This is a genomic window from Pseudomonas sp. Root329 (assembly GCF_001424925.1).
Classification (GTDB): Bacteria; Pseudomonadota; Gammaproteobacteria; order Pseudomonadales; family Pseudomonadaceae; genus Aquipseudomonas; species Aquipseudomonas arabinosi.
Map to the genome: position 1 here is coordinate 14,553 of NZ_LMCV01000045.1, position 13,306 is coordinate 27,858.

At 58.3% G+C, this 13,306-nt stretch carries 11 protein-coding genes; 10 read left to right on the forward strand and 1 reads right to left on the reverse strand.

Translation table 11 applies throughout. The annotated features are described in order from the left end of the window. Nucleotides 1–76: 76 nt before the first annotated feature. The 6 genes from ASC74_RS25550 (at nucleotide 77) to ASC74_RS25575 (ending at nucleotide 8,401) form a co-directional block, all read left to right on the forward strand. Complete coding sequence (locus ASC74_RS25550) at nucleotides 77–880, forward strand: putative hydro-lyase (RefSeq protein WP_056745436.1); 804 nt, start codon at nucleotides 77–79, stop codon at nucleotides 878–880. Nucleotides 881–1,482: 602 nt separating this feature from the next. Continuing rightward, complete coding sequence (locus tag ASC74_RS25555; protein ID WP_056745438.1) at nucleotides 1,483–2,502, forward strand: substrate-binding domain-containing protein; 1,020 nt, start codon at nucleotides 1,483–1,485, stop codon at nucleotides 2,500–2,502. Further along, nucleotides 2,490–5,510, forward strand: a complete 3,021-nt coding sequence (locus ASC74_RS25560) for an EAL domain-containing protein (RefSeq protein ID WP_056745091.1) — start codon at nucleotides 2,490–2,492, stop codon at nucleotides 5,508–5,510. Before ASC74_RS25555 ends, ASC74_RS25560 begins: the two co-directional genes overlap by 13 nt. 47 nt (nucleotides 5,511–5,557) lie before the next feature. Continuing rightward, a complete protein-coding gene (locus tag ASC74_RS25565) occupies nucleotides 5,558–6,610 on the forward strand; it encodes an alpha/beta hydrolase family protein (RefSeq protein WP_056745440.1) in 1,053 nt (350 codons plus the stop codon). A gap of 81 nt (nucleotides 6,611–6,691) precedes the next feature. After that, complete coding sequence (locus ASC74_RS25570) at nucleotides 6,692–7,222, forward strand: DUF2867 domain-containing protein (protein WP_056745093.1); 531 nt, start codon at nucleotides 6,692–6,694, stop codon at nucleotides 7,220–7,222. 66 nt (nucleotides 7,223–7,288) lie between these two features. Beyond that, nucleotides 7,289–8,401, forward strand: coding sequence for a DUF1214 domain-containing protein (locus ASC74_RS25575; protein ID WP_236713345.1), 1,113 nt, complete (start codon nucleotides 7,289–7,291; stop codon nucleotides 8,399–8,401). A 2-nt stretch (nucleotides 8,402–8,403) separates the two neighbouring features. On the opposite strand, the gene ASC74_RS25580 is transcribed toward ASC74_RS25575, so the two are convergent. Beyond that, nucleotides 8,404–8,979, reverse strand: a complete 576-nt coding sequence (locus ASC74_RS25580; protein ID WP_056745095.1) for a TetR/AcrR family transcriptional regulator — start codon at nucleotides 8,977–8,979, stop codon at nucleotides 8,404–8,406. Between the two features lie 147 nt (nucleotides 8,980–9,126). Between ASC74_RS25580 and ASC74_RS25585 the strand changes: the two genes are divergently transcribed. The 4 genes from ASC74_RS25585 (at nucleotide 9,127) to ASC74_RS25600 (ending at nucleotide 13,069) form a co-directional block, all read left to right on the forward strand. Then, complete coding sequence (locus ASC74_RS25585; protein WP_056745097.1) at nucleotides 9,127–10,215, forward strand: alkene reductase; 1,089 nt, start codon at nucleotides 9,127–9,129, stop codon at nucleotides 10,213–10,215. A gap of 72 nt (nucleotides 10,216–10,287) precedes the next feature. Continuing rightward, nucleotides 10,288–11,076 (forward strand): SDR family NAD(P)-dependent oxidoreductase, encoded by a 789-nt coding sequence (locus ASC74_RS25590; RefSeq protein WP_056745099.1) that lies wholly within the window; start codon nucleotides 10,288–10,290, stop codon nucleotides 11,074–11,076. Between the two features lie 47 nt (nucleotides 11,077–11,123). After that, on the forward strand, nucleotides 11,124–11,993 hold the full coding sequence (locus ASC74_RS25595) for an alpha/beta fold hydrolase (protein ID WP_056745101.1): 870 nt from the start codon (nucleotides 11,124–11,126) through the stop codon (nucleotides 11,991–11,993). Nucleotides 11,994–12,070: 77 nt separating this feature from the next. Continuing rightward, a complete protein-coding gene (locus ASC74_RS25600; protein ID WP_056745103.1) occupies nucleotides 12,071–13,069 on the forward strand; it encodes an NADP-dependent oxidoreductase in 999 nt (332 codons plus the stop codon). The last annotated feature ends 237 nt before the right edge of the window (nucleotides 13,070–13,306 follow it).

Consider the following 13,306-nt stretch of genomic DNA (forward strand, 5'->3'; position numbering starts at 1 on the left):
GGGCAACAACATTCCTTGTTGGACGGCATCACCGCGGTTTTCTAAAAAGGGTCAACGATCCTGCCGAGATGCCATGATGAATCAACCCGCCCTGTCCTTCGAACAACTGCAGCGCAGCACCCCTTTCGCCCTGCGCCAAAGCATCGCCGCCGGGCACTATCAGGGCCACACCAGCGGCCTGGGCCAAGGCCGGGTGCAAGCCAACATTGTGATTCTGCCCAGTGATTGGGCCAACGAGTTCCTCAGGTATTGCACCCTCAATCGTCAAGCCTGCCCGCTGCTCGACATTACCGAGCCGGGCGATCCGTACTTTCGCAATCTCGGGACAGCCATTGATGTTCGCCACGACGTGCCCCGATACAGGGTCTATCACCATGGCGAACTGAGCGATGAACCGCTGGATATCGAGCACCTTTGGCAGGATGACCTGGTGGCCTTCGCCATCGGCTGCTCGTTCTCCTTCGAACAACCGCTGCTGGATGCCGGCATCCCCCTCAAGCACATCGACCTGGGGCGCAATGTCGCCATGTACCAGACCAACATCGACACGCGCCCCACCGCTCGCCTCGGTGGCAAGCTGGTGGTGAGCATGCGGCCGATGAAAGCCGTCGACGCCATCCAGGCCATTCAAATCACCGCACGTATGCCCAACGTCCACGGCGCTCCTGTGCACATCGGCGATCCGTCGCTGATCGGCATCCACGCGCTCAACACCCCGGACTACGGTGATGCCGTCCCCATTGAAGCTGACGAAATACCAGTGTTCTGGGCCTGCGGTGTGACGCCTCAATCGGTGGTGCAGGCTTCACGTCCACCACTGTGCATCACCCATGCCCCCGGCTGCATGCTGGTGACGGATTTGTACAACAGTGCTTTGTAAAGGCGTGAGTGTGCCGTAATGCCAATCAGTTAAGGAACGACACCATCCGTAGCAGCTGTCGAGCTTGCGAGGCTGCGTTCGGCTGCGCAGCAGTCGTGAAATCAGGCAGTGCGGTGTTTCAGTTAAACCTCGCACACAGGTTTTACGACTGCTGCGCAGCCGAACGCAGCCTCGCAAGCTCGACAGCTGCTACAGATCGTGGTTTGGCTGCCTATGCAAAGTCGAAGCCTTGTAAAACCACTCAATGTGGTCAACGATGCAATTGGCCTTCGTCCCTTGTTTTGTGCCATGGACCCTGCCCCATTTCCTGAATGTTCAGGACTAAAGTTCGCGCACTTCACCCACAAAAGACCGGATGACAGCAGAACCGACTATCCTTTCGGGCAGTGAACGCTGCACTCTTGGCAAAAAGGGACGCCATGCCAGACTATGATCGCGCCATCGGCTCCAGACCCGGCATCACAGGCGGTGATCGAACCTGCCTGATCAGGCCCGGGCTAATCTGGATGGCTTCAATTACGGTTTTCTGTCTTTTCACGGCAACGCCCGGGTTCGGCCAGAACCTGCCAACCGCAGCGGGTGCCGAAAACGCCACGGTTACGGTGATTCAAGCGCAGGAAATTGTTTCCAGGGCCACCCTCGATGCCGTTCGCTGGAGCGGCCCTGTATCCGGCCCGCAAGCCCCGCGGGGCAAGAGCATCGCCTTTGTCGCAGAAGATTTGCGTAACGGAGGAATTGTCGGTGTCGCGCAGGGCGCTCGCGAGGCAGCCAAGGCGATGGGCTGGACGCTGAAAATATTCGATGGCGCTGGATCATCGGCCGGGCGCGCAAAGGCCTTTTCCGATGCCCTGGCAGCGAAACCCGACGGCCTCATTCTGTGCGGCTCCGATGCCCTTGAGAACAATGCGGCACTGATCCTCTTCGCCAAACGGGATGTGCCGGTGGTTGGCTGGCACGCCGGGGCACGACCCGGGCCGATTGACGGCACGCCGGTGGCCATGAACGTCACGACCGACCCGCTCGAAGTGGCTCGCCTCACGGCCATGGCGGCAGTGGCACAGTCAAACGGACACGCCGGCGTGGTCATCCTGACCGACTCCAAGTACAGCATCGCCATGGCGAAAGCCAAGGCCATGGAAAACGTCATTCGGGCCTGTCCGGAATGCACGTTGCTGGAAGTGCGCGATGTCGCGATCTCCGAAAGTGGCGAGAAGATGCCGGCGATCACCAAGGAACTGCTTCAGCGCTATGGCAAGCGCTGGACCCACACGCTGGCCATCAACGATATCTATTTCGACTACTCGATTGCCTCATTGACCAACGCCGCAATACCCAGCGACGGCATCAGTCTGTTGTCTGCCGGTGATGGCAGCGCTTCGGCTTTCTTGCGCATACAGGCAAAAACCTACCAGACCGTCACCGTGGCCGAGCCGCTCAACCTGCATGGCTGGCAAGTGATGGATGAATTGAACCGGCTGTTTGCAGATCAGCCGGTGAGTGGCTTCGTCGCGCCGATTCACCTGGTCAATGCCGACAATATCGCCTTCGACGGCGGGAAGAAATTCCAGTACGACCCTGACAATGGCTATCGAGACATCTATCGCCACCAATGGAATCCCTGATATTGGACGTTACTTCCCGGCTCGGACGCCAGCTATTGCCGCAATCGCTACGCGCACAGTTCACACTGGCGTTCCTGACGCTGGCGCTGCTGATCCTGGCGAGTGGTGCAACGGCGGTCTACGCCTTGCGCACGTCAAACAACGCCACCCGCCAGCTGACGGATGAACGACTGGTCCGCATGCAAGATGGGCAAGACATGCTGCAGCGTACCTTGCTGATCGAACGCCAGACCGATCAGCTTCTGACAACCCGCTCCCCCGACACCCTGCGCTCAAGCTATGCCGCGACCGTCGAACAGCTTGAAGCCCTTGATCAACTGGTGCAGCAGCTGACTGCCGCGAACAGTGGCGTGGCGATACTCGACATGCATCAGTCGAGTCAGATGTTCCGCAATACCGCCAACATCGTTGCGCAGCTGCGAGAAAGCCTGCTGCAAACCGAGGTCACCTTCGAGCAAACCATGGAGGATCACACCACCCGGTTAACCGCGACTCAGACCCGGGCCAGCCTGGAACTGGCGATGTTGCTTTTCGATCTGCCGCAGGCTGTTGACAGTGATGCCGTGCAACGTTTGCGGATCCGCTATGAGCGCCTGTCACGCACCGCAGGCAAGTTACCCGACGCTGATGTGGAGACGCCCGATCTCTTCTCCCTGCGACTGAGACTCATCAATCAGCACAACGTCATACAGCGCTTCAATGAGGAACTGAAGAATGAGGCCGGGGTTCTGGTCGCGGTGGCCCGCGCACAATCCAGTGCTTACACCGAAGACTATCGCGAAGCCCTGCAGCGCCTGGTCGAGGCCTCAAATCGTAGCCAGCAATGGGTGCTTATCATGTTGGGCGCCAGCCTGGTGTTCGCCTGGTTCGTGACCCGGGTCTTCATGGGCCGTCATGTGCTCGCGCGCCTGAATGAAATCAGCCGGCAATTGCGTCAGGAACACACTGACAAAACGCATTTGATGATGGCGGAACATGGGAAGGACGAGATCGGCAACATGGCTCGCGCGGTGAATCAATTCCTCAAAGACCGACTTCAGCTGGAAAAAAGAACGGTCCAATTGAGTATCGCCACAGAGCGACTCGCCCTGCAAAACAGCCGATTAGAGCAAGAAGCCGTCATCCGTGCCGGACAAGGTCATGTCCTGGAGCTGATCGCCAGAAGCACCGAGCTTGCAGAAGTCCTCGACAGCCTGGCTCACCTGGTGGAGTCCCAGCTAGAGGGGATGATGGTGTCCATCCTGGTGCTGGATGAGGATGGCAAGCACCTGCTGCACGGGGCTGCCCCCAGTTTGCCGAAAGCCTATAACCAGCTCATTGACGGGATTGCGATCGGTCCGAACGTCGGTTCATGCGGCACCGCGGTGTATCGACGAGAACCGGTCATCGTCACGGATATCGAGCTGGATCCGCTGTGGGAGGCGTACCGTTCAGTCGCTGCACCCTATGGATTTCGCGCCTGCTGGTCGACGCCGATTCTGTCCCATGAGCGAAAGGTATTGGGGACGTTTGCCTTGTATTCCAACACCGTACGCAGCCCTAGCTCGACCGAAACGCGACTGATCGACATGGCGACACCGCTTGCCGGCATTGCGATAGAACGCCAACTTACCGAAAAGCGCATTCGCTATATGGGCGACCATGACGCATTGACCGGGCTGCCGAATCGCACACTGCTCGAAGACCGTCTCAAGCAGGCAATACTTTATGCTCAGCGCTACGACCGCCTGGTGACGGTGGTGTTTCTCGATCTGGATAAATTCAAACTGGTGAATGACAGCCTTGGGCACAGTGCTGGAGACGAACTGCTGAAAACCGTCGCCCAGCGCATGCTGGAGTGTGTACGACGCACCGACACCGTCGTGCGACTGGGTGGCGACGAGTTTGTGATCATCCTGTTCGACCAGCCCTCAGACCTCGACGGCGTTACTCCAGCCCTGCACAAAATCCAGGAAGCCATCCTGCGGCCGATTCAGCTCAGCGGACATACACTCCACGTCACCTGCAGCATGGGGTTGGCCACCTACCCTGCCGACGGCAACGATACCGACACGTTGCTCAGCAACGCGGACGCCGCCATGTACCGGGCCAAGGAGCTGGGTCGCAACAGTTACCAGTTCTATACGAGCGAGATGAAAAACAAGGTTCAGGGCAAGCTCGCCATGCAAGACGGGCTTCGAAACGCACTCAACCATGACGAGTTCCTGCTGCTGTACCAGCCACAGGTGGATTTGCAGTCAGGTCAGATTATCGGCGTAGAGGCACTGATCCGCTGGCAGCACCCCGAGCTCGGCATCGTGTCTCCAATCAAATTCATTCCGCAGGCCGAAGAGACCGGGTTGATCGTGCCCATCGGCGACTGGGTGATTCATGCCGCGTGCAGACAGAACAAGGACTGGCAGGATGCGGGCTGGCCGCCGATCACCATGTCGGTGAATATTTCAGCACGCCAGTTCATCGAAAGGGACCTGATCGACCGGGTGATGCATGCCTTGCAAGAAACCGGACTGGACCCGATGTACCTTGAGCTGGAGCTGACCGAAAGCCTGATCATGCAAGACCTTCAGCAAGCCATCAGCAAAATGAAGGAACTGCAATCAATGGGGATCAGTCTCTCGATCGACGACTTCGGCACCGGCTACTCCAGCCTCGCAGCATTGAAAAGCTTCCCGATCGCGAGACTCAAGATCGACCAGTCTTTCGTGCGCGATCTGCCCGACAACGAGAACGACAAAGCCATCGCCACCGCAGTGATTTCGTTGGGGCACAAACTGAACCTCAAGGTCATTGCCGAAGGTGTCGAAACCGAAGAGCAGCAAACCTTCCTGCGTGAAAACGGCTGCGATGAAATTCAGGGCCACTTTTTCAGCAGAGCGGTCAGCGCAGAGGAAATCAGTCTGTTACTGCGTACGCCCCGGTTGCCTCAACCGAGCCGCATTGCGAGCCCTGACCCGGTAAGGCGAAAACGCGATGTAAAGCGCCCAAGCAGTCCAATGCCCGGGCATTAATGACTCAGCAGTTTCTATGCACTTATCTGATCAAGGAAGAAACGACATTGAAAATAGCTTTTGGCGCCCTGCTGTTGACCTGGCTGACGACTATCGCACTCGCTGACGAGAACCCTGTCGGCTTCCACTCCTCCACACTGGCGGACTCGCACAATGACCGCGCACTGGAGATGGTCGTCTGGTACCCCAGTGCAACTACCGCAGCCACGCAAATGATTGGCGATGATGCGGTGTTCGTCGGTGCTTCTGCCGTTCGTGACGCGCCGCCCGCTGCTGGCAAGCATCCATTGTTGGTGCTCTCCCACGGGTACAGGGGTAACTGGAGCAACCAGATCTGGCTTGCCAGTGCTCTGGCTCATAGGGGTTACATCGTCGCCGCAATCAATCACCCTGGCACCACCACTCATGACCGTAGCCCTCAAGCAGCGGCGCAGTTATGGCAGCGGCCCGTTGATTTGCGCCGAGCCATTGATAGGGTCACCACTCAACCTGAAAAATTCGGCTTGGTCGCCAATGACCGAATTGCAGTGGTGGGCCATTCACTCGGCGGCTGGACCGCCCTGGAGATCGCCGGTGCTCGTTTCGATCCAGACCGCTTCGCCCATGACTGCAAAGCACACCCGCAGTTAGCAAGTTGCACCGTCTATGGAAAGATAAACCCCGCAAGCACCTCAGAATCACAGGCCGCGTTGGCCGCCGATTGGCGCGATAAACGCGTCACTGCCGTGGTTACATTGGACCTGGGGCTTTCACGGGGCATGACCGATGAAAGCCTGGCCGCGCTGCCGGTACCAACGCTGGTGATCGCTGCCGGCGTACCGTCGCGCGAGCTTCCCGCTGAGTTGGAGTCTGCCAACCTGGCCAAACGCCTGCCTGCGGCGTCAAGCCGTTACGTCGAAATCAGCGACGCAAGCCATTTCAGTTTCTTGTCGGAGTGCAAACCTGGCGCGGAGGTATTGCTCGAAGAAGAAGTACCAGGCGATGGCATCATTTGCCGGGATGGCGACAGCGCTCGCCCGCGTGGGGTGATTCAACAGCAGATTACATCGCTGATAGCAGAGTTTCTTCAGTCATCTATCTACAAAGAAGGCAGTTTGTAAAATCGCGGTACGAGAACTGCCGCAAGAAACGCGACATGGTATGTCGCCTAATTAGTAATTAGACCTAAGGAAAGATCCCCGATGCCCAGAGAATTCGAGCTCATTACGTCCGTGCCAGTCCCCTTGAGGTCCGGCATCTCCCACTTTTACAAGTCGATGAACCTGGCGGACGCTTTTGCGATTCGGCTCCCTGCGGGCACATCCAGCAATCCGGATTTGCTAGCTCGATTCATCTTTTCCCACCAGCCATCCTGGATCGGATGGCTCTTGAAAGTCCGAGACACTATCGTTGCCTGTTTTGGTCTCAAGACAGCCAAACACTTGGCAACACTTGCTCATCGGATTGGAATCTTCAAGGTCTACAGCACGAACCAGACTGAAATCGTGTTGGGAGAGGACGACAAGCACCTCGACTTCCGGATATCGGTTCTGTGTTCTGGAGAGGCAGAGCCAGAAGGCAGTCACCAACTCGTTTTTTCGACCGTGGTCCAGTGCCACAACCGTCTAGGCCGGGCCTACATCTTCGTCATTGCCCCATTTCACCGCTTGGTTGTTAAGGCCAGCCTCCTCCGTGCAGCGCAAGTCGGTTGGCCTCTGGCTACCTGCCCCTAAGGCTGAGAACGCTGTGTGCCCCAAGGAAAAAGGGGACTGATTTATTTTCTCAAGCAGGACAGCCCGATGGTGATCGAAGTCCCGCCAGGTTTGCAGGGCATTCTCGATGACTTCTTCCAGCGGCCGATCTGCTCCGAGGGCCAGATCGAAGGTCGCCAGTGGTGTGGTGATGTCGGGCTGCCGGGACCGGACAAAGGCAAGGGTGCCAAGTATCTGGTGCTGCCACCGGACTACAAGGGTGAGGTACCGCCGGGCTATCTGACTTACCGCTCGCGCACTTACGGCGTGTTCGTGTTCTGGCGCGGATTCTTCAAGGACCCGAAACAACTGGAGGCTCCGGTCGCGGTCATGGAGCAGACGCGCATCTATCCGCTGGGCAAACAGGCCACGGCCAAAGCGATGGCGTTTCCCAATGCCTCGAAAACTCCGGTCAACATGCTCTACCCCACCGATGGCAGCGCGTTCGACATGCTGTCGCGGTTCATCGGCCACGAATACGTTGACCCGCAAGACATGGAAATGCGCGGCATGCTCGCCGCACTGGGTATCGTCAAAGGCAAACCGTTCAAACCAGAGCCTGCCACCCGCGACCTGCTCGACAAGGCAGCGAAAACCGCAAGCAAGATCGGCCATGCCATTTCCTACACACCGCAAACCATTGTCGCCAATGGCACCTGGTATCCGGATCGCAAGTGGTTGAACGTATTCCCCGGCAATGCGACGTTCACCGCCGACACCTTCAATTACATCGACCCGCGCACCGGTTTCTTCACCAATGCCTACTCGGCCAGCACGGGCATGGCGGTGAACATGGAAAACGTCGGCGCCAAGTACCCGGCCACCTTCGTCGATGCCAAAGGCCAATTCCTGTCCGGCAGCAACAGCTACTCGCTGAACCTGCCCAAAGGCATTCCGGCGGCACTGTTCTGGTCGGTGACGGCGTATGACTCGATCACGGCATCAGGCCTGGATAACGGCCAGCCGTTCCCGTCGCTGAATACCATAGACAAACCCGTCACCAACACCGACGGCTCAATCGACGTGCATTTCGGCCCGAACTCACCAGGCGCCGGTAAAAACTGGATCAAAACCCTGCCGGGCGAAGGTTACTTCGTGATTCTGCGGTTATACGGCCCGACCAAAGCGTTCTTCGACAAGGCATGGACCCTCTACGACTGAATCTACGATTGAATAGATAATGATGCGGTCATTTGCGCGTGACACGCCGCCAGAATTTCATCGGCCAGCGCCGAGTCGTCAGGACAGGCGCGCGATAACATGATCGCGCCGACCGCGCGCGCAAGCAGGTCGATCATTTTCACCCTCGCCTCACCCGGCACCGCATCCGGCCCGGTCGGGTATTTTTCGCCGAGCGTTTGCAACGTGCGCTCGATGCCTTCAGCGAATGCCGACTTCAAATCGCCTGACTGACGCGCCGCGTCACCGCACAACGCCGCCATGGTGCAACCCGTGGCGCGCCCGTCGCGATGATCCCTGGACACATACACATCGATGAAATCCTTCACGCTCAATGCTTCGGCGCTGGCCAGTGACTGCGCAAGACTGTTGGCCGAGGCTTCGGCCATCAGGTCAGCCTTCGAACCGAAATGTTTGTAGAAACCGCCATGGGTGAAACCGGCGGCGGCCATCAGGTCAGCCACGCCGACACCGTCAAAACCGCGCTCGCGAAACACGACTGAGGCCGTTTCGACGATGTGCTCCCGATTTGCCTGGGCCTGAGCCTTGGACACTCGCATGTTCGATACCTCGCTACCGCTGAAAATTCATCGGCTGATGATACATAGATGCTGACCATAATCAAAACCGTTGACAGTTTAGATTTCGATCATCATCCTAATCGTAAGCGATATGACCATTTACCAACGGGCACGGAACAAACACCCATGAGCGACCTGAATCTGTTTACCCCCTACACGCTTGGCACCCTGACGCTGTCAAACCGCGTGGTTCTCGCCCCGCTGACGCGCAATCGCGCAGGCAAAGGCTTTGTGCCGAGTGAGTTTGCTGCTGCCTATTACAGCCAGCGAGCCAGCGCGGGCTTGCTGATTTCCGAAGCCTCGCAGATCTCGCAGCAGGGACAGGGCTATCAGGACACGCCAGGCATTTACACACCGGCTCAGATAGAGGGATGGCGCAAGGTGACCGATGCCGTTCACGCCAAAGGCGGGAGAATTTTCCTGCAACTGTGGCATGTGGGCCGTGTTTCCCACGTCGATCTGCAACAGCACGGCGCGGCGCCGGTAGCCCCTTCCGCGCTTCGTCCTGCGACCAAGGTGTTCGTAAACAATCGCTTCGAGGACGTTTCCGAGCCGCGAGCGCTGGAGACTGACGAACTGCCGGGCATCGTCAACGATTTCCGCCAAGCGGCGGCAAACGCCATTGCGGCAGGCTTCGACGGCGTGGAAATCCACGGTGCAAACGGCTATTTGCTGGATCACGGCGCCAACCTGCGTACTGATGCCTACGGCGGCTCGATCGCAAACCGTGCGCGCCTGCTGCTGGAAGTGACGGCCGCGGTGGCCGCCGAGATTGGTGCTGATCGCACGGGCATTCGTCTTTCGCCCGTCTCGCCGGCCAATGGTGTATCGAGCAGTGATCCACAGGCTCAGTTCGATTACATCGTCGACCAACTCAATACTCTGGACATCGTTTATCTGCACATCGTCGAAGGCGCGACCGGTGGGCCACGCGACGTGGCGCCCTTTGATTTCGACGCCTTGCGCCAGCGCTTCAAGAACACTTACATCGCCAACAACGGCTATGACCTGGACCTGGCCACGGCACGCCTTGCGGATGACAAGGCCAACCTGATCGCCTTTGGCCGCCCTTTTATCGGCAACCCTGATCTGGTGGAGCGGCTCAAGACCGGTGCGCCACTGTCTGCCTTCGACCCCTCCACGCTCTACGGCGGCGGTGCGGCGGGATACATCGACTACCCGACGCTTGCCGAATCAAGCGCTGCCGCGAACTAGGCACTGACTGATCGAGCCTGGTTTTACTCGTGCATCAATCCCACTCCATGTTCCTGATAAAGAGCTGACATCATGACTACTCACCCTACCGTTCTCATCACTGGCGCTTCCACCGGCATCGGCGCGGTTTACGCCGAGCGTTTCGCCCAACGTGGGCATGATCTGGTGTTGGTCGCCCGCGACCACTCGCGCCTGGAAACGCTCGCCGCAAAGCTGCGTGGCGAACACAACGTCGCCGTTGAAGTGCTTCAGGCCGACCTGACTCAACTCAGCGACCTGCACACCGTCGAAGCGCGCCTGCGGGATGACGCGCGCATCGGCATCCTCGTCAACAATGCCGGCGCCGCACAGTCCGGCAACTTCATCGAGCAAAGCACCGACAGCGTTGCGCACCTGGTGGCCCTCAACACCACCGCGCTGGTGCGGCTCGCCAGCGCCATCGCGCCACGCCTGGCCAAAGCAGGTGAAGGCGCGATCATCAACATCGGTTCGGTGGTGGGTCTGGCGCCTGAGTTCGGCATGTCGGTCTATGGGGCGACCAAGGCGTTTGTGCTGTTCCTTTCCCAAGGCCTGAGCCTGGAACTTTTGCCTCAGGGTGTTTATGTGCAAGCCGTACTGCCCGCCGCCACCCGCACGGAGATTTGGGATCGCGCCGGTATCGATATCAACACCTTGAGCGAAATCATGGAAGTGGATGATCTGGTCGATGCCGCACTGGTTGGCTTCGACCGTCGCGAACCGGTGACCATTCCTCCGCTGCATGAAGGCGAGCGCTGGGATGCCCTGCAAACTGCGCGTCAGGGTCTTTTGTCGCAGATCAGGCAGTCCGCCGTGGCTGAACGTTATTTGACTCAAGTCTGACCCATGTCGAGCAGGTCGGCCTCGCCTCGCAATCGGACGGAGTAAACATGACCCATATGGTTATAAGCAATCACCCGGGTTCGCAGTCGTCATTTATCAACGCGGCGAACCAGTCGGTTCTGATTGGCGGGATACCCTTCGCTTATCGTGACCTGGGGCCCAGGACGGAGGTCCCGCTGGTCATGTTCAACCATTGGGGGGCAGTGTTGGATAACTTTGACCCCAGGATCATCGACGGTCTGGCAAAAAACCGGCGTGTCATCACTACTGATTACCGCGGTATCGGTGGCTCGGGCGGCGCCGCGCCATTGACCGTTGGTGAGATGGCTGACGATGCCATCGGCCTGATTCGTGCGCTGGGTTTTGACAAGGTGGACCTGCTCGGCTTTTCACTCGGCGGCTTCGTCGCTCAAGACATCGCCCTGAAAGCTCCCGAACGCGTGCGCAGGCTGATCCTCACCGGAACCGGACCGGCCGGTGGCACAGGCATCGACAGCGTCGGTTCGGTGACCTGGCCATTAATGATCAAAGGTTTGCTGACGCTACGAGATCCCAAGTTCTACCTGTTCTTTACCACCACGGCCAACGGACAACGCGCCGCGTCCGAGTATTTACAACGATTGAAAGAGCGCCGGCAAGACCGGGACAAAGGCCCGACACCCCGCGCGTTTTTACGGCAATTGAAAGCCATTACTGCGTGGGGCAAGCAGGCGCCGCAAGAACTCGGTCGCCTGCGGATGCCGACGCTGATAGCCAACGGGGACAACGACATCATGGTGCCCACTGTTAACTCGATTGAGCTGGCAAAGCGAATCCCCAACGCGCAACTGATCATTTACCCGGACGCCGGGCACGGCAGCATTTTCCAGCACCCTACCGATTTCGTGGCCAAGGCTTTGGCGTTCCTCGACGCCTGACCGCCTGCACGTCTCATCGCATCAACGTTGCCGGGGCCGCGCCCCATTCTCATTCCACCGACAAGAGCAGCTGCAACATGAAGGCATTTTTTATCGACCGCTACGGCAAGCAGAACGGAATGATTGGCGAAGTGCCCGACCCTGCGGTCGGTGTGCATGACGTTCTGATCCAGGTGCATGCAACGAGCGTGAACCCGTTGGACTCGAAGATCAGAACCGGGGAATTCAAACTGATCCTGCCCTATACATTTCCATTGGTATTGGGCAATGACCTGGCTGGAGTGGTCGTTCGCACGGGTTCGGCGGTGAAGCGATTCAAGCCAGGAGACGAAGTCTATGCACGTCCTCCCGAGGCACGGATCGGGACGTTTGCTGAACTGATCGCCGTGAACGAAAACGCGCTCGCGCTGAAACCCTCGAATCTCGACATGGCCGAAGCGGCTTCCATCCCCTTGGCCGTCTTGACGGCCTGGCAGGCGCTGGTTGAGACCGCCCAGGTGAAAAAAGGCCAGAAGGTGTTGATTCATGCCGGATCCGGCGGTGTCGGCACGCTTGCCATCCAGCTCGCCAAACACCTTGGCGCCTTCGTTGCGACCACCACCAGCACGGCGAATGTCGAATGGGTGAAAGCACTCGGGGCGGATGTGGTCATCGATTACAAACAGCAGGATTTTGCAAACGAGTTGCGCGATTTCGACGTGGTGTTGAACAGCCTCGGTGCCGATGTACTGGAGAAATCGGTCAAGGTTCTCAAGCCTGGCGGACAGCTCATTTCCCTTTCGGGGCCGCCGACCGCGCAGTTTGCCCAAGAGCAAGGCTTGTCCTGGGTGCTGGGGCAAGTCATGCGCCTGCTGAGCAGCGGTATTCGCAGAAAAGCCCGCAAGCACGGGGTGAACTATGCATTTTTGTTTATGCGTGCCGACGGGATGCAACTGCAAAAAATCACCTCGCTTATCGAGGCTGGCGTCATCAAACCGGTCATCGATCGTTCCTTCCCTTTTGAATCGACTGCCGAGGCGTTGCGGTACGTCGAGCAGGGCAGATCAAAAGGCAAAGTCACCATAACAATCAAATAAGCGCACTACAAAAAATGTCAGTAGATAACGTGCATGCCGCCAAGTATCAGACTCCAGCGCCTGAACCAGAGGAGCAGCCACCGCACAACAGGCACACACAGGAGCAGTTGCAACCGGAAGTCGCGCCTGTAGAAAAGCCGATGATCATTTGGCGTAGCTTGATGCTTGAGCAGTAATGAGAAATGCTTCATCTGCAACACTCCTTCTGCTTACACAGAATTTAGTTGTGTTGCGTCG

Bases quoted from the DNA above. Each gene is read 5' to 3' on its own strand.
- ASC74_RS25550 (WP_056745436.1), top strand. From the start codon at position 77: ATGAATCAACCCGCCCTGTCCTTCGAACAACTGCAGCGCAGCACCCCT.
- ASC74_RS25560 (WP_056745091.1), top strand. From the start codon at position 2,490: ATGGAATCCCTGATATTGGACGTTACTTCCCGGCTCGGACGCCAGCTA.
- ASC74_RS25570 (WP_056745093.1), top strand. From the start codon at position 6,692: ATGCCCAGAGAATTCGAGCTCATTACGTCCGTGCCAGTCCCCTTGAGG.
- ASC74_RS25575 (WP_236713345.1), top strand. From the start codon at position 7,289: ATGGTGATCGAAGTCCCGCCAGGTTTGCAGGGCATTCTCGATGACTTC.
- ASC74_RS25580 (WP_056745095.1), bottom strand. From the start codon at position 8,979: ATGCGAGTGTCCAAGGCTCAGGCCCAGGCAAATCGGGAGCACATCGTC.
- ASC74_RS25585 (WP_056745097.1), top strand. From the start codon at position 9,127: ATGAGCGACCTGAATCTGTTTACCCCCTACACGCTTGGCACCCTGACG.
- ASC74_RS25590 (WP_056745099.1), top strand. From the start codon at position 10,288: ATGACTACTCACCCTACCGTTCTCATCACTGGCGCTTCCACCGGCATC.
- ASC74_RS25595 (WP_056745101.1), top strand. From the start codon at position 11,124: ATGACCCATATGGTTATAAGCAATCACCCGGGTTCGCAGTCGTCATTT.
- ASC74_RS25600 (WP_056745103.1), top strand. From the start codon at position 12,071: ATGAAGGCATTTTTTATCGACCGCTACGGCAAGCAGAACGGAATGATT.